General features: G+C 40.5%; 22 protein-coding genes, 1 tRNA gene and 1 riboswitch. Of the genes, 15 read left to right on the top strand and 8 right to left on the bottom strand.

All coding sequences use genetic code 11. From position 1 onward, the window contains the following. Both L3V38_RS16700 and elbB read right to left on the bottom strand, forming a co-directional pair. Nucleotides 1-393 (bottom strand): cytochrome c5 family protein, encoded by a 393-nt coding sequence (locus L3V38_RS16700; protein ID WP_062568504.1) that lies wholly within the window; start codon nt 391-393, stop codon nt 1-3. A gap of 171 nt (nt 394-564) precedes the next feature. Beyond that, nucleotides 565-1,215, bottom strand: a complete 651-nt coding sequence (gene elbB / locus L3V38_RS16695) for an isoprenoid biosynthesis glyoxalase ElbB (RefSeq protein ID WP_237120066.1) — start codon at nt 1,213-1,215, stop codon at nt 565-567. A gap of 511 nt (nt 1,216-1,726) precedes the next feature. On the opposite strand from elbB, the gene polA reads away from it, so the two are divergent. The 3 genes from polA to L3V38_RS16680 all read left to right on the top strand — a co-directional run bounded on the left by polA (nt 1,727) and on the right by L3V38_RS16680 (nt 6,140). Continuing rightward, the gene (gene polA, locus L3V38_RS16690) at nt 1,727-4,462 is read left to right on the top strand and encodes a DNA polymerase I (protein WP_237120065.1); all 2,736 of its coding nucleotides are present in this window, start codon (nt 1,727-1,729) and stop codon (nt 4,460-4,462) included. A gap of 572 nt (nt 4,463-5,034) precedes the next feature. Beyond that, entirely contained in the window at nt 5,035-5,622 is a 588-nt protein-coding gene (locus tag L3V38_RS16685) for a YceI family protein (RefSeq protein ID WP_062568508.1), read from the top strand. Then, entirely contained in the window at nt 5,622-6,140 is a 519-nt protein-coding gene (locus L3V38_RS16680) for a DUF1285 domain-containing protein (RefSeq protein WP_237120064.1), read from the top strand. The genes L3V38_RS16685 and L3V38_RS16680 overlap by 1 nt, the downstream gene beginning before the upstream one ends. A 4-nt stretch (nt 6,141-6,144) precedes the next feature. Here L3V38_RS16680 and yihA read toward each other — a convergent pair whose 3' ends face one another. Next, nucleotides 6,145-6,792, bottom strand: coding sequence for a ribosome biogenesis GTP-binding protein YihA/YsxC (yihA, locus tag L3V38_RS16675; RefSeq protein WP_130149281.1), 648 nt, complete (start codon nt 6,790-6,792; stop codon nt 6,145-6,147). 283 nt (nt 6,793-7,075) lie between these two features. Here yihA and L3V38_RS16670 point away from each other — a divergent pair, with 283 nt between their 5' ends. The 3 genes from L3V38_RS16670 to L3V38_RS16660 all read left to right on the top strand — a co-directional run bounded on the left by L3V38_RS16670 (nt 7,076) and on the right by L3V38_RS16660 (nt 9,573). Next, nucleotides 7,076-7,708: a c-type cytochrome gene (locus tag L3V38_RS16670; protein WP_130149282.1), complete on the top strand. Its 633-nt coding sequence runs from the start codon at nt 7,076-7,078 to the stop codon at nt 7,706-7,708. Between the two features lie 753 nt (nt 7,709-8,461). After that, on the top strand, nt 8,462-9,061 hold the full coding sequence (yihI, locus tag L3V38_RS16665) for a Der GTPase-activating protein YihI (RefSeq protein WP_237120063.1): 600 nt from the start codon (nt 8,462-8,464) through the stop codon (nt 9,059-9,061). Then, nucleotides 9,058-9,573 carry a DUF2489 domain-containing protein gene (locus L3V38_RS16660; protein ID WP_130149284.1) on the top strand — a complete coding sequence of 172 codons (516 nt, stop codon included), beginning with the start codon at nt 9,058-9,060 and terminating at the stop codon, nt 9,571-9,573. Before yihI ends, L3V38_RS16660 begins: the two co-directional genes overlap by 4 nt. A gap of 73 nt (nt 9,574-9,646) precedes the next feature. On the opposite strand, the gene hemN is transcribed toward L3V38_RS16660, so the two are convergent. After that, nucleotides 9,647-11,020 (bottom strand): oxygen-independent coproporphyrinogen III oxidase, encoded by a 1,374-nt coding sequence (gene hemN, locus L3V38_RS16655; RefSeq protein WP_237120062.1) that lies wholly within the window; start codon nt 11,018-11,020, stop codon nt 9,647-9,649. Nucleotides 11,021-11,291: 271 nt separating this feature from the next. Here hemN and L3V38_RS16650 point away from each other — a divergent pair. The 3 genes from L3V38_RS16650 (at nt 11,292) to L3V38_RS16640 (ending at nt 12,463) form a co-directional block, all read left to right on the top strand. Further along, a tRNA-Ile gene (locus tag L3V38_RS16650) sits at nt 11,292-11,368 on the top strand. 151 nt (nt 11,369-11,519) lie between these two features. Then, complete coding sequence (locus tag L3V38_RS16645; RefSeq protein ID WP_237120061.1) at nt 11,520-12,044, top strand: hypothetical protein; 525 nt, start codon at nt 11,520-11,522, stop codon at nt 12,042-12,044. Then, nucleotides 12,041-12,463 (top strand): hypothetical protein, encoded by a 423-nt coding sequence (locus tag L3V38_RS16640; protein ID WP_237120060.1) that lies wholly within the window; start codon nt 12,041-12,043, stop codon nt 12,461-12,463. Before L3V38_RS16645 ends, L3V38_RS16640 begins: the two co-directional genes overlap by 4 nt. A 136-nt stretch (nt 12,464-12,599) precedes the next feature. Here L3V38_RS16640 and galE read toward each other — a convergent pair whose 3' ends face one another. Continuing rightward, on the bottom strand, nt 12,600-13,613 hold the full coding sequence (gene galE, locus L3V38_RS16635; RefSeq protein ID WP_237120059.1) for a UDP-glucose 4-epimerase GalE: 1,014 nt from the start codon (nt 13,611-13,613) through the stop codon (nt 12,600-12,602). A 211-nt stretch (nt 13,614-13,824) separates the two neighbouring features. On the opposite strand from galE, the gene L3V38_RS16630 reads away from it, so the two are divergent. Beyond that, nucleotides 13,825-14,328, top strand: a complete 504-nt coding sequence (locus tag L3V38_RS16630) for a DUF3016 domain-containing protein (RefSeq protein WP_130149289.1) — start codon at nt 13,825-13,827, stop codon at nt 14,326-14,328. Nucleotides 14,329-14,454: 126 nt separating this feature from the next. On the opposite strand, the gene L3V38_RS16625 is transcribed toward L3V38_RS16630, so the two are convergent. Beyond that, a complete protein-coding gene (locus L3V38_RS16625; protein WP_054554123.1) occupies nt 14,455-14,745 on the bottom strand; it encodes a hypothetical protein in 291 nt (96 codons plus the stop codon). Nucleotides 14,746-14,817: 72 nt separating this feature from the next. Between L3V38_RS16625 and L3V38_RS16620 the strand changes: the two genes are divergently transcribed. Beyond that, entirely contained in the window at nt 14,818-15,030 is a 213-nt protein-coding gene (locus L3V38_RS16620) for a hypothetical protein (protein WP_062568520.1), read from the top strand. Here L3V38_RS16620 and epmB read toward each other — a convergent pair whose 3' ends face one another. Further along, on the bottom strand, nt 15,031-16,044 hold the full coding sequence (gene epmB, locus L3V38_RS16615; RefSeq protein WP_237120058.1) for an EF-P beta-lysylation protein EpmB: 1,014 nt from the start codon (nt 16,042-16,044) through the stop codon (nt 15,031-15,033). It abuts the gene before it with no gap. Between the two features lie 41 nt (nt 16,045-16,085). Here epmB and efp point away from each other — a divergent pair, with 41 nt between their 5' ends. Then, nucleotides 16,086-16,652, top strand: coding sequence for an elongation factor P (efp, locus tag L3V38_RS16610; protein WP_062568522.1), 567 nt, complete (start codon nt 16,086-16,088; stop codon nt 16,650-16,652). 65 nt (nt 16,653-16,717) lie between these two features. Then, nucleotides 16,718-17,692: an elongation factor P--(R)-beta-lysine ligase gene (epmA, locus tag L3V38_RS16605; RefSeq protein ID WP_237120057.1), complete on the top strand. Its 975-nt coding sequence runs from the start codon at nt 16,718-16,720 to the stop codon at nt 17,690-17,692. A 69-nt stretch (nt 17,693-17,761) separates the two neighbouring features. Here epmA and L3V38_RS16600 read toward each other — a convergent pair whose 3' ends face one another. Beyond that, nucleotides 17,762-19,861 (bottom strand): TonB-dependent receptor, encoded by a 2,100-nt coding sequence (locus tag L3V38_RS16600; RefSeq protein ID WP_237120056.1) that lies wholly within the window; start codon nt 19,859-19,861, stop codon nt 17,762-17,764. 151 nt (nt 19,862-20,012) lie between these two features. Here L3V38_RS16600 and L3V38_RS16595 point away from each other — a divergent pair, with 151 nt between their 5' ends. Together L3V38_RS16595 and L3V38_RS16590 are read left to right on the top strand one after the other, a co-directional pair. Then, nucleotides 20,013-20,402: an acyl-CoA thioesterase gene (locus tag L3V38_RS16595; RefSeq protein ID WP_130149295.1), complete on the top strand. Its 390-nt coding sequence runs from the start codon at nt 20,013-20,015 to the stop codon at nt 20,400-20,402. Nucleotides 20,403-20,591: 189 nt separating this feature from the next. After that, complete coding sequence (locus L3V38_RS16590) at nt 20,592-20,927, top strand: META domain-containing protein (protein WP_346729920.1); 336 nt, start codon at nt 20,592-20,594, stop codon at nt 20,925-20,927. A gap of 65 nt (nt 20,928-20,992) precedes the next feature. After that, a riboswitch (TPP riboswitch) is annotated at nt 20,993-21,093 on the top strand. The last annotated feature ends 135 nt before the right edge of the window (nt 21,094-21,228 follow it).

Raw genomic sequence — 21,228 nt, 5'->3', positions numbered from 1 at the left:
TTATTTGCTAGTCATAAAGTCGATTGCTGCACTGATTTCTTCATCAGAACAGTCCATACACGTACCTTTTGGCGGCATGGCATTGAAACCATTGATTGCGTGATCTAATAAGGTATCTTTACCTTTGGCAATTCGAGGAGCCCAGTCATCTGCTGATTTAGGTGCGCCAAGAGCACCCGTGCCGTGACATGCAAAACATGCGGCTTGATAAACTTGTTCACCAGAACGTGGACCTGTTGGCTCAGCAGCAGCAGCCGCTTTATCACCTTCTAGATATACAGAACCAATTGGCGCTAGACGCTTTTTAATGGCATCTTCAGTCAAAGAGTTGTCATATGCTTGCGCATATGCCGTTGTTGCTAGCAGTAATAATGCAGCTGATAGTTTTTTCATTTTGCCTTGCTCACTTCGATTTGAACGTGATCAATCACGATATATATGACGGAAATTAGAACGATTATAACGCTAAGCCACAATTTATAAAATGATCTGAAAGGCTTTTTCTTTATAAAAAGCGTCATTTTTTGCGTTAGCGCAATAAAAATTAGCTGCTTAAATAGCGCACTATGCCAATTCGAGTACTTTTTTAACGAGTTTTTGAATCCCTGCATCAGCATCTAATAAACTCTGCGCTAACATATAGGCGGGTGTGGTGACGACTTTATGTTGCTCATCAATAACAATATCTTCAACAGCACACGCTTGGTGATCGCCGCCTAGCTTTTCGATGGCTGAGGCTGTGTCTGCATCATTACCAATGGTTGTTTTAACACCTTGACCGTAAATAAGAGGTAGCATAGCGGGCGCAATACACATATAACCTGCGGCTTTATTAGCTTTAACAAAATCTGTACAAGCTTTTAGTACGTCATTTTGCATCTGAGCTTCAGGGCCTTTTACTGCAAAGTCAGATAGGTTTTTAGCGGCACCAAAGCCACCTGGGACAATTAACGCATCAAATTCACTTACCTTTAACTCTGTAATTGCTTTTATATCACCACGAGCTATACGAGCAGCTTCCACTAACACATTACGATTAGGTGCCATTTCTTCACCGGTTAAATGGTTGATTGTGTGTAGTTGGGCAATATCGGGTGCAAAGCATTGATAAGATGCACCTGCTTTTGCAATGTGCAACAGGGTAAGTACAGCTTCGTTAATCTCTGCGCCATCATAAACACCGCAACCAGCTAAAATAACAGCCACTTTTTTCATTTGATATCTCTCCTTAATGCAACTGGGTTTAGTGTAGCAAGTATCTAAGTAAGACCACAAAATAAAATAATTTTGTCGTTAAAATGCTCGCAACACACGATGAATCGCTGTTTATGCCTTTTCATAAAATACTAACGTTAAAAAAAGTATAAAGGATCGCTATGATCTTTGATCCATTGTGCTAGAATACTCCTCCGGTTATGGAAAGGGACGTTATATTCGTTGTCGAATAGACACAGGACGTGAATAGATAAAACCGTTTTCCACATTGGGTAAAATAATAAAAAAAGAACCTCGTATTATCTTTTTTAAATAAAAACATAGGCTTATATAAAATTCCTAAGTGTAAATCTACTTCGGGAGGTTTGCTTGTGGGTTTTATCTACAAAGTTATCCACAGCTTGCTATTATAGAAACCGTTATTGGTTAATAATTCACAGTCGTTTTCTTCATAGCCTTATGGCATGCTTACAGACAATTTAATGTTATTCAATTAGGATCCAATTTCACCATGGCTCAGATCCCTGAAAATCCACTTGTTCTTGTTGATGGTTCTTCTTATTTATTCCGTGCATATCATTCGCCACCACACCTTACTAACTCAAAAGGTGAAGCGACAGGCGCAATCTATGGCGTAGTTAATATGCTGAAAAGTTTGATCAAACAATATGATCCATCACACATGGTGGTAGTGTTCGATGCCAAAGGTAAAACCTTTAGAAATGACATGTACAGCGAATATAAAGCCAACCGTCCGCCAATGCCGGATGACTTACGCACACAGATCGCACCACTGCATAACATTATTAAAGCAATGGGTTTTCCACTTATTAGTATTGAAGGTGTTGAAGCGGATGATGTGATTGGTACTTTTGCACGTATTGCCTCTGAACAACAACGTCATGTGCTGATCTCGACGGGCGATAAAGACATGGCGCAGCTTGTTAATGAGCACGTAACGCTTATTAACACGATGACCGATAGCATTTCAGATCCAGAAACCGTGGTTGAGAAATTTGGTGTGGGGCCTGAGCTGATCATTGATTACCTTGCCTTAATGGGCGACAAAGTCGATAACATTCCAGGTGTTGATGGTTGTGGTCCAAAAACTGCGGTGAAATGGCTACAAAAATATGGATCATTACAAGGGGTGATTGATCATGCTAGTGAAATCAAAGGCAAGATTGGTGAAAAGCTTGCTGCAGCACTTGATCATCTACCACTTAGCTATGAATTAGCGACGATTAAATGTGATGTTGAAGTTGAATCGGAGCTTGAAAATTTCAAACTACAAGAGCCTAATCGTGATGAACTGATTGCACTCTACGGCGAATGTGAATTCCGCCGTTGGTTGGCTGAATTACTGGATAACCCTAAAGACGCTGACACGCACTTGGATGTACCTACTGAGGCTAACGAATTACCTAAAGTGGCTGACGCTCACTACGAGACAATCTTAACTGAAGAGCAACTTGATACTTTAGTAAAGCAATTAAATGACGCTGAACTTTTTGCTTTTGATACTGAAACAACCAGCCTTGACTATATGCAAGCGCAATTGGTTGGCATGAGCTTTGCGGTTAAAGCGGGTGAAGCTGCGTACATTCCAGTTGCTCACGATTACCCTGATGCGCCTGAGCAATTAAGCTTAGATACGGTTATGGCAAAAATTGGCCCAATCCTCGCGGATGAAAACAAAGCCAAAGTCGGACAAAACTTAAAATACGATAAAAGCGTATTAGCTAACGCCGGCTTTGAATTAAACGGTATTAAGTTCGACACTATGTTGGAGTCGTATGTTTTTAATAGTGTGGGTAGCCGTCATGATATGGACTCATTGGCACTTAAATACCTAGGCCATAAAAATATCAGCTTTGAAGATATCGCAGGCAAAGGTAAAAAACAGTTAACGTTTAATCAAATTGAGCTAGAAAAAGCGGCGCCGTATGCCGCAGAAGATGCTGATATAACACTTCGTCTTCACCAAGTACTATGGCCAAAAATTGATGCTGACAGCCAATTAAAATCAGTCTTCGAAGAGATTGAGTTACCACTCGTTTCTGTGCTATCTGATATTGAACGTACCGGTGTAGCGATTGATAGTAATATGCTTGCTGCTCATAGCCAACGTTTAGGCGAACGCCTGTTAGAGCTTGAGCAAGAAGCTTATGATATGGCTGGTGAAAAGTTTAACTTAGGCTCACCTAAGCAACTGCAAGCAATTTTGTTTGAAAAACTAGAACTTCCTGTTATTAAGAAAACACCAAAAGGCGCGCCTTCAACAGCAGAAGAAGTATTACAAGAGCTTGCTCATGACTATCCGTTACCTAAGGTGATTATCGAACACCGTGGTTTATCTAAACTTAAATCAACCTACACAGATAAACTACCGCTAATGGTTAATGAACGCACGAAGCGAGTACATACCTCTTACCATCAAGCAGTAACAGCAACAGGGCGCTTAAGCTCAACGGATCCTAATTTGCAGAATATTCCAATTCGTTCGGAAGAGGGGCGTCGTATTCGTGAAGCCTTTGTTGCTGCAAAGGGTCATAAGATAGTGGCTGCGGATTACAGCCAAATTGAATTACGTATCATGGCGCATTTATCACAAGATAAAGGCCTACTTAGCGCGTTTGCTAATGGTTTAGATGTACACAGTGCAACGGCTGCAGAAGTCTTTGGGGTAAATCTTGAAGACGTAACCAGCGATATGCGCCGTAAAGCTAAGGCAGTTAACTTCGGTTTAATTTACGGTATGTCGGCGTTTGGCTTATCACGTCAATTAGATGTGCCACGCCATGAAGCACAGCATTATATCGATAAATACTTTGAGCGTTTCCCTGGTGTGCTTGAGTACATGGAAACAACCCGTGAAAAAGCAGCTGATAAAGGCTATGTAGAGACTATTTTTGGTCGCCGATTACATTTACCAGAAATCAACGCAAGAAACGGAGCTCGTCGTAAAGCGGCAGAACGCGCTGCTATCAATGCACCAATGCAAGGCACCGCTGCTGATATCATCAAAAAAGCGATGCTGAAAGTTCACCAGTGGGTGAACGCACAAGCTGAAGGTTCTGTTAAATTACTTATGCAAGTACACGATGAATTAGTGTTTGAAATTAAAGAAGAATCTGTGGACGACTATAAAGCAGAAATTTGTAAGCTAATGTCTGAAGCCGCCACGCTTGATGTACCACTGATTGTTGAAGCCGACAGTGGTGACAACTGGCAACAAGCTCACTAATCGCTGAATTAGGAGCCGCGAGTATAAAATACAAGTGGCTCTGCAGGATTAAAATGTAGTCGCGGGTTTATCCCGCGCTTTCACTTTTATAGATTGCGCGATATACAATCGCTCCTCCCACCTTACGCCGACTTACAGCTACAAGATTGCTCGCGTAAATAATTAAGTACTTCACGGCAAAACCCTTCCTTTATAAAGGACGAGTTACTTACGCCATAACTTGAATAACCCATAATGTAAAATGGCTTTTGTTGTAAAATTAAAGTTAACAAGAAAAGACCGTTTTATCGATTCGTTATATGTTTATCAATTCGTGTTTTTTAGTACCAGATTTAATTTATTTTTAACTGAGTATTTGCTAAAGTCCGCGCCGTCCTCATCCTGTAGGACATCCTGTTGATGATGCATCTGAAAAGGTGCAACGTATTGATAGCTTCTCCCCAGTTTGCTATAACGACTCACTCCTTGTTGAGTGAGTCGCTTTTTCTTTTCTTATCATACAATTCATTGCACAAATATACGCAAGTGATACCATCAAAAGTGATTCTTATTTACTTTCGAAGGAATGCGTTATGTTTAAATCTATGGCAATTGCTGCCTTTTCATTATCGAGTTTATTAGTTGCCCCTCTAGCCAGCGCAAACTGGCAAGTTAATAATGAGCAAAGCAAAGTAAGTTTTGTCTCTATCAAGAAGAATTCAATCGCTGAAGCGCACCATTTTAAAAAGCTGTCAGGTGGCTTGAACGAGCAAGGTCAATTAAAATTAATGATTGATCTGACGTCTGTGGAAACTCTCATTCCAATTCGTAACGAGCGCATGACTAAATTACTGTTTGAAACACATGAATTTCCAAACGCAATTTTAACGGCAGATCTCAGTAAAACACTAGCAACCCTTAAACCAGGCCAGCATGTACTTAAAGGTTTAAAGGCTGAATTAGACTTTCATGGGAACAAGAAAGAGTTAACGATTGATGTACTTGCCAACATGTCACCGAAAGGCGATGTAACTGTGTCATCTCTTACGCCAGTTATTATTAATGCAAGCGATTTCAAAGTAACAGAAGGCATCAGCGAATTACAAAAGCTAGCGGGTTTACCATCCATTGCAACAGCTGTCCCTGTTACCTTTTCACTTACGCTTGATAAAGAAAAGTAATGCAATCACTTGCTGAGTTAGAAGCCGCCCTTCAGACACCTGATAAACCGTTTGATCAATGGCAGCCACAAAGTTGTGGGCAATTGCCAATAACGATTGATGCGCAAGGACAGTGGTTTTATGCCGGCAGTGAAATAAAACGCGAGGCAATGGTTAAACTCTTTGCCTCCGTGCTTTGCAAAGAAGCTGACAGCTATTTTTTAAAAACGCCTGTTGAGAAAATGGCTATCGCAGTCGATGATGTCCCCTTTATTATTGTTGATTGGCGTTTTGAAGAGACTGAACAAGGTCGTGCGCTTTGCTGTGTTGATAATTTACAGCGCAACTGGCTAGTCTCTGAAAAACAACCATTAGAGCTATGTGAATTTGCTGGGGTGAGTATACCTTACTTACAATTGGCCCATGGATTGGCTGCAAGGGTATCGAGAAAGGTTTATTATCAGTGGGCGGAAATAGCCTGCTCAGACGAGCAGGGCTATTATATCGAATCGTTGGCCAAGCGTTATTACTTGGCTTAAGAGGTTACGCTTCAGGTGTTTCGTCAGACTCAGGCGCGTGTACTTCAATGGGTCCTAAAAACCACTCATCTAGCTTTTTAGCAACTTCAGGTAAGCCTGTGCCTTTTAATGAAGAGAAGGCATGGACTGTAATATCACCCTCTAAGCTACTTAACTCACGGCGAACGTGCAAAACTTGTGCTTTACGCGCACCTTGTTTGAGTTTGTCGCACTTGGTTAATAGTGCCAGCACTGGAATTTCGCTGCCCACAGCCCAGTCAATTAAGTCACGGTCTAAATCTTTTAACGGATGGCGAATATCCATCAAAACAACGATACCTTTTAAGCTTTGACGCTTTTGTAAGTATTCACCTAACGACTTTTGCCATTTCTTCTTCATTTCGATAGGAACTTTAGCGAAACCATAGCCTGGTAAATCGATAAGACGTTTATCGGCATCAAGTTCAAACGTATTGATCAACTGAGTACGACCTGGTGTTTTAGATGTACGTGCTAATTTTTGATCTGTTAAGGTATTAAGGGCACTGGATTTACCCGCATTCGAACGACCAGCAAACGCGACTTCAATCCCCGTATCAGCAGGTAAGCGTGAGATATCAGGTGCGCTGGTAACAAAGGACGCAGTATTATATTTGATACGAGATTTGAGCACAGGCTCTCCTAGTCTTTTAAAAATAATGGTAGTCAGTGGCCTAAATCCACCTAAGGCACGTATTTTATACTATTAAAGCAGCATTCAAAAGCGTATTTAGGGGTGCTAAGCTGGCTTTGAATGAGGAAAATTTCTAGGTAGAAACTTAATCTAAGTCAAATCCCTATAAATTATGAGCTTAATGTGGGCAGAAAACGTGCCAGAGAATTTATTATCGTGTAGAATATAGAAATCACAACATCCATATTGTAGATGATACAGGGTCGGAAACAGAGAATTCACCATGAAAAAAATAGCACTATCTTTAACTATATTGCTTGGTACGTTGTCAGCAAGCAACGCAACAGCATTTGATGGCGATGTAAACGCAGGTAAAGAGAAATCGGCAACGTGTGCGGCTTGTCACGGCCCAGACGGTAATGCACCGGTTACTATCTACCCTAAAATTGCAGGCCAACACGCAGATTATATCTATAAACAATTACAAGAGTTTAAATTAGGTATGACATCTGGCGGCAAAGAAGGTCGTATGGATCCAGTAATGAGTGGCATGGCAATGCCGCTTAGCGATCAAGACATGAAAGACCTAGCAGCTTACTTCTCTTCTTTAAATATGTCTGAAGGTACAACACCTAAAGATGTAGTCGAAGTGGGTCAACAGCTTTTCAAAGCAGGCGATGCTGAGCGTGGTATCCCTTCATGTGCAGCATGTCACGGTCCTCGTGGTAATGGTACATCACTTGCAAAGTTCCCGAAAATTTCGTTTCAGCATCCTGAATACATTAAGTCGCAACTTGAAAAGTTCCGTGATGGTACGCGCAATAACGACCTAAATGGCATGATGCAAGACATTGCTAAAAAACTAACAGATGAAGACATCGAAGTACTTTCGAAATACCTAGGTGGCTTACACTAAAGTCTGATTGCGAGCTATATTGTTTCGCACTAAAATTTATTTAGTTTGATAAAAGCAGCGTAAGCTGCTTTTTTTTATCTACATCCTGTGTCGAAATATCCTACTCTTGTGTGAGACATTGACCATACCTTGGTGTGAGCTAAGTCTTATTTTTATTTTATTTTTAAATGTAACTTATTGTTATTGAATGAAATGAGCTTGTTTCAATATCTTCAATGTAAGAAAAGTTATATAAATTAGTTGTAACAAAATTATTAATAAGTAAATTAACCACTGTCGCTGAAACAATAGAACAACATGGACAATGTTAATAAGGAAAGTAACTGCGGCGAATCTTTAGGGGTAGACACTGGTTAGGTGTCCTAAAGGAAATAACAAAAAAGTGTCAGGATTGACCGAAAATAATAAAAGCTCATGGAAGTCTAATAATAAAAACAAAATGGAATGCTACACGGAAGGTAAAAATAATAACAAAATGGAAAACAATAATAATAAAAATAATAAAGACTAAAAAAGTCGAAGGGAGAAGTGTCCAGATAATTGGCGCTCAGATTAGTAGGCGGTAGAGATGTTTTCTCTACCGCCTTTTTATTTGTCCTGTTACAATAGCCCCCGTTTATACGATAAGTATAAAAAGTGCGCAGGTCATCGTGTTGACCAACGTCATCCGCACATACCAAATTCTTCTGGTTATGCCAGCATTACAATGCCTAGAGGCGTTGTGCACAACCTCTTAAGTGAGACGATCAAGATATGAGTAGAAAGAAAAAGTCGCGTAAGATTCCATCAAATGGTCCAGTACGTCTAAGTAAAGAAAAGCTTAGAGAAATGCGCGCACTAAAAGAGCAGCGAGTAAAGAAAACAAAAGGGGCAAAAGCCGGTACTCGCAATGCACCTGATGCTTTAAAAGATGATAAAGCGACAACAAACAGTCAGCCTAAAGATAAGCGAACGGGCAGTAAAAAGCCTGTTTCATTGGTAGCACCAAAAGCTGAACCAAAAGTTGAAATGAAACGTAACTTAAAACCAATGGTTGAGCTTAAGAAAGTGGCTGAGCCTGAGTTAACGCCAGAGCAAGAGTTAGAAGCACTTGAAAGTGACGAGCGCCTGCTTAAGCTTGTTGAGCGTCATGAACGTGGCGAGTTACTAACAGGCAAAGATGCTAAATACTTTAATAGCCGTATTGCGCGTCACCAAGTGCTCTGTGAGCTTTTAGGTATCGAAGATGAAGATGATTACGAAGACGACTTTGAAGATGACTTTGATGCTGAAGGCGAGTCTGACTTTGATAAGTACTTATCAGACGATTTAGCGAATGAGTGGTTTGATGAAGACGATGAGGATGAGCGATGAGCACGAGCTTGATTATTGCCATTGTTATAGGAGCGGCAATTATCGCAGGACTTGCATTTTATGCAGGGCAATTATTGTATAAGTTAAATGTACAAAAAAAGTCGATCGCAAAAAAACAAGCTGAGCATGAGCAGCAGCTTGCTGCATCAAAAATGAAGCGTAACGCAAAATTGGCTGACAGCATTCACTTGATAGCGCGTGCTATGAATGAAGAGCAATGCGAATTTTCAGAAGGCTGCTTACGTATCTGGGTATTGATGTCTCAATATAGCTTTGCTGAAGAGTTCGAGCTGAGTGAGCGCTACCCAGGCATTTTTAAAATGTACGAAGTGGTCAAAGACATGCCAACTCACGATGCCCGTAAAAAATACTCTAAAAAAGAAGTTTTCAAAATGGATACAACACGTTGGCGTGCAGAAGAGCAACATAGCGACGAGATAAAAGCGGATTGCGCACGTTTAATCGAAGAGTTTAAAGCCGCACCTGGCAGTGAAAACGTCGTATTCAATTAAGCGGGTTGGTAAAGCTGTTATAAAAAAGCAGAGCAATTTTATTGCTCTGCTTTTTAGTTTGGGCGTGAAAATATCAAATAACCCGTGAAAAACGTGTTTGTTTGATTTGTTGTTGTAAGTGCGCATCAAAGCACATACAAATAATACGAATAAATAAGTTACCGCGGGCTGTAACAGTGATCTTGTCTTCGCTAACTGACACTAAACCATCAGCACGTAATGGCTCGAGAGCGAGTAGAGCTTCACGGAAATAATGTGTAAAGTTAATTTTAAACTGTTGCTCGATTGTTGGAATATCAAGCTCAAACTGACAAATCAGTTGTTTGATCACCGCTGCACGTAAGGTATCGTCATCACTGAGTAAAACACCTTTACATACCGCGGTGCCAAAACCTTCTTGCACAGCTTTATAATAGTGCTTAAGCTCTTTTTCATTTTGTAAAATGGCATTGCCAATTTGCGAAATTGACGACACACCTAAGCCTAATAAATCACATTGACCATGCGTGGTGTAACCTTGGAAATTGCGGTGTAATTGACCTTTGTTTTGTGCAATGGCGAGCTCATTATCTTTACGGGCAAAGTGATCCATACCGATAAACTGATAGCCCGCAGCTAACATCTGCTCAAGCGTATTTTTAAACATTGTGAGCTTGTCGCTAGCAGACGGTAAGTCTGCATCTTTAATTTTACGCTGCGCTGCGAATCTATCAGGTAAATGAGCGTAATTAAAAACCGACACGCGATCTGGGTTTAATTCAATTAACTGCGAAATCGTCTCTTTAAAGCTCTCTGGTGTTTGTAATGGCAAACCGTAAATCATATCAGCATTAATTGATTTGAAGCCAAGCTCACGAGCCTCACTGATTAAACCTTTTACTGACTGCACGCTTTGCGGGCGATTAACTGCCAGCTGTACAGCATCATTGAAGTCTTGAATACCAAACGAGACACGATTGAAGCCAAGCTTGCGCAGGTGTACTAGCATGCCATCAGCTAAAGAACGAGGATCAATTTCAATACCGCGCTCGGCATCATCAGCAAAATTAAAGTGTTGCTCAACCAATGCCATTAAACGGCTCATTTGCTCTGCCGATAGAAAGGTTGGCGTACCACCCCCTAAATGCAGTTGCTCAACGCTATAATCAGCAAATAGCGTTGCTTGCTCTGCAATCTCAAGTGCCAAGTTATCTAGGTATAAATCGGCTTTCGATTGATGACGAGTGATCACTTTATTACAACCGCAGTAATAACAAAGCTGACTGCAAAAAGGGATATGGATATACAAAGATAAAGAACGGCTCTTCGAGGCCGCAATCGCATTGATCATATCTTGTTGTTTATAACCATCAGCTAAAGACAATGCGGTGGGGTAAGAGGTATATCGAGGCCCAGAAATATTGTACTTGTTGATCAGAGATTGATCCCAGCTTGGTAAATTTATCACAGTCAGCACTCCGCAATTAATAGAGTGGCTATTTTAGCGAGTTTACTCATTCTGCTATTTGATCTAGGACAATATCAACGTCTACAAACTAGCCAACATTGCAGAGGTAATTGAAAAATAGATAAGTTTACTATTTGAGCAGTTAGAGTATTGATTGTTAAAATAAAGAGTTTTGCTAGTGACAAGGCTAAAAAAAGTTTTTATACTGCAACCCGCTTTAGAGACTTATGTCTATAAACGCATCTAAAAAATTAGCTTTCGCTAATAGCATGGCCCCTTAGCTCAGTTGGTTAGAGCACACGACTCATAATCGTTAGGTCCCCAGTTCAAGTCTGGGAGGGGCCACCATTTTTACAAGCTTTCCAAGTAAAGACCTATTAACAGAAATTACCCAAACTATTGTACGAGCTGTATTTGTTTTTGACTAACAAGAACATTCAAGTATAGAAAGTAATCAAAAATTGATGTACCTTTTTTCTTTTATTAACGAGGGAATGTTATGTCAACTGAAAAAATGATCGAACGAAATATAGGTGTATTGCGCGATAAAATTAGAAATGCAGATACAAAAACCGTTATGGGCTGTGTTGCGATTGCAACGAGCGCGGATATGTTATCTGGTGCAAAACTATCTAAATCTCAATATAGCCATATTGTTAATAATCGCCAGCAGTGTTTCCTAATTAAGCAGTCATTAACACAAGATTTAACAAAATTAATGACATTAAAGGCAATACCCAAATTATTATCTGCTGCAGATCCAACTTCAGATTTATCTAAAGTGGCTTTTATGTCCGAAGCGTCAGCTGACGCCGCTGGCGAGACTTTAGAATTAAAAACTGGTATACCTGCATTCAAAACAGCAGCTGTTTTGAATGCATTAAGTGCAGGTATTCAAATTAAAACTATGTGGGATATACAGGCGATTGAAAGTAGCTTTGCGCAAAGTCCCAAGCAGTTTGAAAAATTATTCGCCGATTGGAGAAGCTGGAACATCGAAGAGCGTTATCAGGTGGCAAAATGAAAAAATTTTTAGTTTTATTATTACCAAGTACATGCTTTGCACAGTTTTCAGATTTATCTTTGTGTGAGGATAAGCAAACTATGCTAGGGGTGGATTTTTATGATAAGTGTGTGGGTATGGCAGACGCCTCTGTACAAAAGTTAAAGTCTGACATAACCGTTAAACAGCTTTATGATTACATCACAACGGGCATCAAAGATGTGAATTCTTTAGAAAAACACCTTTCTGATGACATGATAGGTAGAGTACATGCATTAATATCGATTGACCCAAACCCGCTTTATTACACGACTGTTGGTAATAATATTTTAGTGAACACAAGAGAAGGGCTAAATATTTTTGAAAAGCATGATGGCTATTGGCTGCAAAAGTTAGTATCAAACAGACCTCGTGAGGAATATGATTCATCCGAAAACTAATTCAATATTGAATAATCATTTAAGTAAACCTCACTTATACAGCCTAAGGGTTAATGCAGATTAAAAATTATTCGCCGCTTAAAAAGCCGGTACAAACACCGGCTTAAAACATATTTAAAGTGCTAATACTGGCTGGTTACTTATAACCATTAGGATTATTGCTTTGCCAACGCCACGTATCTTGCATCATTTCATCAATACCTCGCTCAGCTTGCCAACCTAGTTCATTGAATGCCTTTTCAGTTGCAGCGTAACAGGCGGCTATATCGCCAGAGCGACGTGGTGATATTTGGTAAGGTACGGCTTGACCACTGGCTTTCTCGAAGGCGTTGACCATCTCTAGTACTGAATAGCCGTTTCCTGTGCCAAGGTTATAAATATGGGCGCCTGTATTATCGGTAATGCGTTCTAATGCTTTTAAGTGGCCTAACGCCAAATCAACCACATGGATATAATCACGAATACCGGTACCATCTTTTGTATTGTAGTCATCGCCAAATACGCTGAGTTTTTCGAGTCTTCCTACAGCAACTTGTGAAATATACGGCAATAAATTATTTGGAATATCATTAGGGTCTTCACCAATGAGGCCTGATTTGTGCGCCCCTACAGGATTGAAGTAGCGTAGTAATGCTAGCGCAAAACGGTCATCTGATTTAACAATGTCTTGCAGTATCATTTCAACCATAAGCTTAGATGTGCCATATGGGTTGGTTGTGCCACCCACAGGAAAATCTTCACGAATAGGTAAACTTGCAGGGTTGCCATAAACGGTTGCAGATGAGCTAAAAACTAATTTGAACACACCTGCATCACGCATGGCATCCACTAATGTAAGGGTACCTTGTACATTATTTTGATAGTACTCAATAGGTTTAGCAACAGATTCGCCTACAGATTTTAAACCAGCAAAGTGGATCACGCTATCAATGTTATGATGCTTGAAAATCTCATCAAGGCATTCTCTATCTTGTACATCTCCTTGATAAAAAGTAATTTCTTTTTCAGTAATTTGCTTAACGCGTTTAAGCGACTCGCTGGATGAGTTACTTAAGTTATCAAGTACAATAACTTCACTACCTTGTTGAAGTAGCTCTAACACTGTATGAGAGCCGATATATCCAGCTCCGCCGGTGACTAAAATGGTCATAAAAGCTCTAAGATTAATACGTGGTTGAATAGCCTCTATTTCATCATACTTTGTAGCAAAATTATATTCTAAATTTACAATAGTATGGGGAGCCTATTGTCTTGCTTTGGGTTACATTTTATACCATATTGGTTACAAGTGAACGATGTGGTTAAGCTATAGTTAAAGGTGACTGTTTAGTTTATATAATCGTATTTCGATGGAGAGAAAGATGAATACATTAAAGAAAATAACTCTCGCTATGATATTTGTATTGCCAGCCTTCACCTATGCGGGAGAGGCAAAGGTAAAATGGCACGACTTTGATGATTATCGGGATGTACGCCCAGGGAATAACTCAACTAAAGGATCATTTCATAAAAGCGTAGCGAACAACCTTGAAAAACACTTTAGCAAGCTTGCTGAAAAACTACCAGAAGGGTATACGCTTAATGTTGAGGTGACGGATCTTGATCTTGCTGGTGATGTTCGTTTTGGTTCGATGAACGAACTGCGCATTATTAAGCCAATTTATTTTCCTAGAATCGATTTAAATTATTCAGTGACAGACAAAAGTGGCAAGGTATTAAGCGAGGCCAGTGATGTAAAACTCAAGGACATGGGCTTTATGGATCGTATGAAAATGGGCCGTGATGAAGCCTATTATTACGATAAACGTTTGATCACTGATTGGTTTGAAGATGAGCTATTACCATCATTAAACCTTGGCGAGTAATCACTAAAAGCTGTAAGCCGTCAGCCAGGCACGCCAAGCAAGCTTGACGTCTACGTTTGATGTAGGCGTGAAATTTATTTCGCGCGATAGCCTCTATTTACAACAAATGAAATAGAGGCTTCTACGTTACTTAAACGTCGCTAACAGTTGTAATAACTGTTGAAGCTTAATAACGGTTTTTTTCAGTTTTTCTTCGTCCATCCCGTCGTTGCTTAAGCTTTCTACATCAGCAGCAACATCGAGAACATAAGGTTTAAAGCGTTTGGCTTCAAAATCAAAGCCTGCATCTTTTGCAAATAAGGCTTTGAATTTGCCATGGCCTTGCTGCTGTAAATCATCTAATTTTTTATCAGCATCAAGTGCCTGACGATAAACGATTTTTAGGTTAGCATTGAGTTGTTCAATAATTGAATCCATTTTTTTCCTAAAGCTTTAGACTGCAATGCCGATATAGTACGTGGATTGTTATAAAAAGTCAGGTAGTGAACTATGAATATATCAGGATCAAATTTACCGGCAATGAGTGGCGGTGGTGAAAGTGCGGAGCTTTATAGTGCTGCTCTTGCAAAAAAACAGCAAAAAGCTGAAGGCGCTGCTGCACTTGCTCTTATTGAAGGTGCTGCAGTAAATTCGAGCGCCGCGCAAACACCTGCAAAGTCTGTAACCGCAACGTTGGGTAATAACATAAACGTATATGTGTAACTAAACTAGATTGAGGTCGATAGGAGTTTTACTTTTTTCTCCACCGATCTCTCTAACTAGTTTGGGTACTAAAAACCCAGGTAATGCTGCTAGCATATCTGACATTATTTGTTTTGCTAGTTGTTCAGGTATATCAAAATGACTCGCCCCTTCCACTTTATCAAGTAGGTGCAAGTAATAGGGCAGTATGTCAGCATCGAATAGAGCCTCACTGAGGGCTATTTGTGCCCTTGCTGTATCATTCACATCTTTTAATAACACCGCTTGATTTAACAAAGTGACCCCCACTACTTTTAGCTTTTGCATAGCAGCTTTAAAGTCATCATCAATTTCGTTTGCATGATTAATATGGTTGATAAACACCACTTTTAAAGGTGATGCTGCAAAACGGGCACACAGCTCATCGGTAATTCTTGCTGGGATCACCACAGGCAAGCGGCTATGAATACGTAGGCGTTTAATTTGTGGAAGCTGTTCTAACTCATCCATAAACCAACTAACAGCATCGTCTTTGGCCATTAATGGGTCGCCACCACTTAAAATAACTTCGTTGATGTTGGTATCTGCTTTTATATAGGCGAGGGCTTCAATTAAGCTGCGCTTATTCAATTGATTTTCTTGATACGGAAAGTGGCGCCTAAAACAATAACGACAATTGACCGCACAGCCTGTTTTAAACATGACCAAAACACGAGAGCGATACTTGTGTAATAAACCAGGTTGGTCGTTATCTTGCTCTTTTAATGGATCTTTGTCGTATCCTGTTTGTGCTAAAAATTCTTGGTGCCTTGGCATCACTTGCAGCAAAAGTGGGTCGTTGATGTCGCCATAACGCATTTTTTTGATAAAAGGCAGCGGCACGCGGACAGGAAAAAGACTGCGTGCTTTAAGGTCTTTTTCGTCTACTTTGCTTGATAATCCTAGCATTTCTAGCAAGCGTTCAGGACAAGTGACAACATTTGCCAATTCTTTTTGCCAGTTTTTATGCAAATTTACTTCATTTCTTTGTATCATTGACACGTAGATTACTCGAAATTATTTAGACAGAGGAAACGATGGCGAATTATAGCACCAATGAGTTCAAGGGCGGCCTAAAAATTATGTTAGACGGCGAACCTTGCAGCATCTTAGAAAATGAAATGGTAAAACCAGGTAAAGGCCAAGCGTTTAACCGTGTTCGTATTCGTAAACTTATCACAGGTAAAGTACTAGAAAAAACATTCAAGTCAGGTGAAACAGTTGAAGGTGCAGACGTAATGGATACAGATTTAGCGTATCTATACACTGACGGTGAGTTCTGGCACTTTATGAACAACGAAACATTTGAGCAAATCGCTGCTGACGAAAAAGCACTTGGCGACAATGCAAAATGGTTAGTTGAAAATGACGTTTGTACAATCACACTTTGGAACGGTAGCCCAATCGCTGTGACTCCACCAAACTTCGTTGAATTAGAAATCACTGAAACAGATCCAGGTCTAAAAGGTGATACAGCGGGTACTGGCGGTAAACCAGCAACATTAAGCACAGGTGCTGTTGTTCGTGTTCCTCTATTCGTACAAATCGGCGAAGTGATCAAAGTTGATACACGTAGCGGTGAATACGTGAGCCGTGTTAAGTAATAGGCTTAATTAAGCAATTTGTTATAAAATCCCAGCTTATGCTGGGATTTTTTTTGGGAAACACTATGTCTAATGTTCTTTGGCAACCAAGCGCCGATATTGAAACTTTACGCGAGCGTGCCGTCATCATCCGCCGTATTCGCGAGTTCTTTTATGCACGGGATGTAATGGAGGTTGAAACGCCAAGTCTTAGTGCTGCCAGTGTAACCGATGTACATTTAGCCACATTTAGCACAGAGTTTGTTGGTCCTGGTCATGCTGGTGGCTTGCCATTGTATTTACAAACGTCGCCTGAGTTTGCCATGAAGCGTTTACTTGCTGCTGGCTCTGGTGCTATTTTTCAGCTTTGTAAAGCATTTCGAAATGAAGAAGCAGGAAGCCATCATAACCCTGAATTTACAATGCTTGAGTGGTATCGCCCAGGTTTTGATGAATTTGCGCTTATGGATGAAATGGATGAGCTTATGCAATTAGTGCTCTGCGTAGAACCCGCAGAGCGACTTACTTATCAGCAAGCCTTTATTAATGCATTAGCTGTAGACCCTTTAACGGCTGATATTAGCACATTGCAGCAACTAGCAACGGAGCAAGGCTTTGCCGATATTGCTGCGCATGAAACACATCGCGATACCTTGTTGCAGCTATTATTTTGTATGAAGGTAGAGCCAACGATTGGCCAGGAAAAACCTTGTTTTGTCTATCATTTTCCGGCTTCGCAAGCCGCTCTTGCCCAAATTTGCCAGCATGATGAGCGGGTAGCAGGGCGCTTTGAGTTATATTTTAAAAATATGGAACTGGCAAACGGCTTTAATGAACTAACGGATGCTAAAGAGCAGGCTGCTCGCTTTAAAGAAGATAATCAATACCGTGAAGCGAATGGCTTAAAACAAGTGCCAATGGATGAGCGTTTAATAGCTGCACTTGAAAATGGGTTACCACAATGTGCTGGTGTGGCACTGGGAATTGATCGACTCATTATGCTGGCAACCAAAAAGCAAAAGATTAAAGACGTGATTGCCTTTGATGTTGAAAGGGCTTAATTGTAGGAGCGGGTTTCCCTCGCGATTTTCGTTGATTTTAAAAGCGCGACATAAAGTCGCGCCTACGGTTTATAGCTCGTAAATAAATGTCACACCGGCAACCATAGGTTCGCCAAGTTGTGTGTATGTGTGAGTCGCGTAACCATCTAAAGGGTCGTTACCAAACTCGAAGCCACGGGTTGGTACGTCTTCGTCAAATAAGTTACGTGCCCATGCATTAATGCTCCAATTATCACTTTCATAACCAAACGAAGCATTCACCAAGTTAATGCTTGGCGCTTTTGAGTTGTGGCTATCAGAGAAGTAGTAATCGTCTTTGCCCTCAACACCAATTGATGCGTAAAGTGCTGGCGTAAAGTTATAGCGCGCAGTGAATGCATATTGGTATTTAGGTGCTTGTGCTTGGTCTCGACCATCTTGATCTAGACCTGATTGCGCAACAAAGTCATTGATTTCTGTATGTAGATAACCTGCACTACCCGTTAGTAGTAAGTTGTCAGTAGCTTGGAAGCTGCCTTCAATTTCTAAACCATAGTTTTCGCCAGAGCTTGCGTTATCGATATAACCTGTGAACTTTTGACCTTCAACTTGCCACGACTTTAACTGCATATCTTCGCGGTACATATAGAAAGCGGCGAGACGTAACACAAACTTATCGTCCAAAGAGCTGCCTTTTACACCAAACTCACCGCTCCATAAATATTCAGGGGCAAATGATGTGTGATTCGCAAAGAAATCAGCATCTAGATTTAAGCCTTCATCTTTTGCTTTTGCCAGTGCTTCAGAGTTAATACCGCCTGCTTTGTAGCCACGAGTAATACTGGTGTAGATCATGGTGCGATCAATCACTTGGTATTCAAGAGCAAGTTTACCACCCACCATGACATCATCGGTTTCTTCAATAAAGCCATTGTTATCAATGTAATCGCCTTGGTATTGCTCAACGCGCAGACCCGTAATTAAGGTTGTTTTTGGTCCTATAGGGGTTGCTACTTGCCCGTATGCAGCGATGTTGCTGGTTTCATAATTTGAGGTAAAAGGTTGTGTCAGCCATGTGTATTGGCGTTCCAAGTCAACTTCACGACCTTGATAATAAATGCCCGCTACCCACTCGCCAGACTTACCATTAAATTGCAGTTCGGCCGCTTGATCTTTACGATCGCGCAAGTAAGTATCTGTTGAGCTATAGCCCCACTCATGTAAACCTGCGGCGCAAAGCTCTGGCTGAGCTTCATCATTACACACCCAATCTTCGTCAAAACTGTAAAGTAGCTCACTGTCGATACCTGACACATTAAGGCTTACATCAAATAAATCGAAGCCGGTGTACGTATTGGCAAGGCCAACTGCAATGCTTTCTTGGTTATCTTCGCCTGGCTCATCAGCAACACTGTAACGGCTATTATCGAGTGTAAATGCATCGTAGCCATTATTAATATCAATATAGTGAACACTCAGTTCTGTGCGTAAGTTATTTGTTAGCTGGCTGTGTAATTTAAAGCGAGAAACGAGCTCATCTTGTTGCTGGGTATCTTTGTTTAAATAACGGTTTTCAACGTAACCATCAGACTCACGTTGATAAATGCTAGCGCGCACTGCGGTGTCATCAGTAATACCCGTGCCGGCAGCAATACCTGCCTCATAGCTGTTGTAATTACCTGCACCAAGCTGCACTTTTACACTTGGATCAAGTGTTGGTGTCGCTGATTCCATTTGAATCATACCGGCAAGTGCATCAGCGCCAAAGCGTGTGCCTTGTGGTCCACGGTAAATTTCAACTTGGTCAACATCAAATAATAATGAACTACCACCAAGACCAGAGTAGTTAATACCGTCGATCACCAAACCTACAGATGGGTTAATTGGGTCAACAAACTGTGAGCGCAAACCAACACCACGAATTTGCACATAACGACCTCGTGATGCGCCAGACGTAAAGTTTACATTCGCGGCACTTGCTAGCATCTCATCTAAAAACTTAGCGCCTCGCTGATTGATCTCATGATCAGAAAATAAGCTGGCGCTGGCGCTAAGTGTTTGAATACTTTCTTTTTGGAAATCACCAGTGACTAAAATTTTTTCTAGCTCACCGTCTTCAGCATAAGCGATTGTTGATGCTGCAAATAATGGCAAAATAGCAGCAGATAATAATGATAAACGTCGTTTCATGCGGTTCTTAACTCCATTTTAGGGACTGCTATTCTAGCAAGCCTGCTGGCCAAATGGCTATTGCTACCCAAACAAAGTGAATCTTTAGGTTGTTTAGGTATTTATGATATAAACGCAGGCAATTATACGTAAATTGATTAGGAATACGACTATGACCTTTAAAGTTGACTTTAAAGTGCGAGATTATGAGTGCGATTTACAAGGCATTGTTAACAACAGTGTGTATTTTAATTATCTTGAGCACGCACGTCATGAGTTTTTACATGCCAAAGATATCGATTTTGCAAAATTAGCCAAAGAAAAAGTGAATCTTGTGGTGCTTCGCAGTGAAATGGATTACAAAGCATCTTTAGTACCAGGCGATGAATTTTATGTTGTGGTAGAACCTGAGCGAGTTAGCCGAATAAAATTTGCTTTTAGACAAACTATTTATCGTAAATGTGATGATAAAGTGATGCTGCAAGCATTTGTGATTGGCACGTCAGTTAATGAAAAAGGTCGTCCTTTTTTACCAGAAGAAATCGATAAGTTATTCAAATAACCCTTGTTGTTCTATAAAGAGCTAGCTTAGAACATTTTTTTACAGATAAAACATGTTTTTTTAACGATCAAACGCGTTAAATATTGTTATCATTACTAAATTGAAAATAAAGTCGAAAAATATATGAAGCTAGTCGCCTTGCCAATTCTTTTTGTATTATTTTGTGTGGGATGCTCATCAACTGGGAGCGTGTCAAGCGAGCACTTAAAATACACACAATGGCAGCTATCAAAAATAAATGGTTTATCTATCCCTGTGTCACAAAGTGCATCAATGCGTTTTATTGAAGCCATGCAAATTAATGGCTTTGCGGGTTGTAATAAATTTTTTGGTGAAGGGCAGCTCGTCGAAGACACATTGAAAGTAAATAAGCTAGGTATGACTCGTAAGTCATGCGGTGAAAAAGTGGATGAGCTAGAACAGAAATTATTAATGACTTTAAAGGAAGGCGCTACAATTTCATTGAATGATGAACAGTTGGTGTTACAAGGCGAGCATCACTTCACTTTTATCGTTAAAAACTAAAACGCTTAGCTTGCAGCTATTTTTTAACTCACGTACACTCATTGTGTTTTTATAAAACAACGAATTTAAACTTGTCGGAGTGCCTTTAAAAGGCTGAGATCGCGAAAGCGGGATCCGTGAACCTGATCAGGCTAACACCTGCGTAGGGAACAAGCTGCCTCGTTAGGCGCTTGTGCGCCAAATATAGGGGCATAAGCGGCATAGGCTGCAACAGTAAGTGTTTATCTTACTAACGATCCAATGGCGTTTGCCACTCTCTATTGCGCTTGCAATATCTGACAAGACAACCCTTAAAGCAATG

This window comes from Pseudoalteromonas sp. L1 (genome assembly GCF_021728095.1).
Lineage (GTDB): Bacteria > Pseudomonadota > Gammaproteobacteria > Enterobacterales > Alteromonadaceae > Pseudoalteromonas.
The sequence above is the reverse complement of the archived record's forward strand: the minus strand, read 5'-3'. Positions and strand labels throughout refer to the sequence as shown.

What these genes read in the sequence shown, in the direction of transcription:
- L3V38_RS16625 (WP_054554123.1), bottom strand. Translation starts at nt 14,745, where the DNA reads ATGGATTCAATTATTGAACAACTCAATGCTAACCTAAAAATCGTTTAT.
- L3V38_RS16685 (WP_062568508.1), top strand. Translation starts at nt 5,035, where the DNA reads ATGTTTAAATCTATGGCAATTGCTGCCTTTTCATTATCGAGTTTATTA.
- efp (WP_062568522.1), top strand. Translation starts at nt 16,086, where the DNA reads ATGGCGAATTATAGCACCAATGAGTTCAAGGGCGGCCTAAAAATTATG.
- L3V38_RS16680 (WP_237120064.1), top strand. Translation starts at nt 5,622, where the DNA reads ATGCAATCACTTGCTGAGTTAGAAGCCGCCCTTCAGACACCTGATAAA.
- L3V38_RS16620 (WP_062568520.1), top strand. Translation starts at nt 14,818, where the DNA reads ATGAATATATCAGGATCAAATTTACCGGCAATGAGTGGCGGTGGTGAA.
- L3V38_RS16640 (WP_237120060.1), top strand. Translation starts at nt 12,041, where the DNA reads ATGAAAAAATTTTTAGTTTTATTATTACCAAGTACATGCTTTGCACAG.
- galE (WP_237120059.1), bottom strand. Translation starts at nt 13,613, where the DNA reads ATGACCATTTTAGTCACCGGCGGAGCTGGATATATCGGCTCTCATACA.
- elbB (WP_237120066.1), bottom strand. Translation starts at nt 1,215, where the DNA reads ATGAAAAAAGTGGCTGTTATTTTAGCTGGTTGCGGTGTTTATGATGGC.
- L3V38_RS16645 (WP_237120061.1), top strand. Translation starts at nt 11,520, where the DNA reads ATGTCAACTGAAAAAATGATCGAACGAAATATAGGTGTATTGCGCGAT.
- L3V38_RS16630 (WP_130149289.1), top strand. Translation starts at nt 13,825, where the DNA reads ATGAATACATTAAAGAAAATAACTCTCGCTATGATATTTGTATTGCCA.
- epmA (WP_237120057.1), top strand. Translation starts at nt 16,718, where the DNA reads ATGTCTAATGTTCTTTGGCAACCAAGCGCCGATATTGAAACTTTACGC.
- epmB (WP_237120058.1), bottom strand. Translation starts at nt 16,044, where the DNA reads ATGATACAAAGAAATGAAGTAAATTTGCATAAAAACTGGCAAAAAGAA.
- L3V38_RS16700 (WP_062568504.1), bottom strand. Translation starts at nt 393, where the DNA reads ATGAAAAAACTATCAGCTGCATTATTACTGCTAGCAACAACGGCATAT.
- L3V38_RS16600 (WP_237120056.1), bottom strand. Translation starts at nt 19,861, where the DNA reads ATGAAACGACGTTTATCATTATTATCTGCTGCTATTTTGCCATTATTT.
- polA (WP_237120065.1), top strand. Translation starts at nt 1,727, where the DNA reads ATGGCTCAGATCCCTGAAAATCCACTTGTTCTTGTTGATGGTTCTTCT.
- L3V38_RS16595 (WP_130149295.1), top strand. Translation starts at nt 20,013, where the DNA reads ATGACCTTTAAAGTTGACTTTAAAGTGCGAGATTATGAGTGCGATTTA.
- yihI (WP_237120063.1), top strand. Translation starts at nt 8,462, where the DNA reads ATGAGTAGAAAGAAAAAGTCGCGTAAGATTCCATCAAATGGTCCAGTA.
- L3V38_RS16660 (WP_130149284.1), top strand. Translation starts at nt 9,058, where the DNA reads ATGAGCACGAGCTTGATTATTGCCATTGTTATAGGAGCGGCAATTATC.
- L3V38_RS16670 (WP_130149282.1), top strand. Translation starts at nt 7,076, where the DNA reads ATGAAAAAAATAGCACTATCTTTAACTATATTGCTTGGTACGTTGTCA.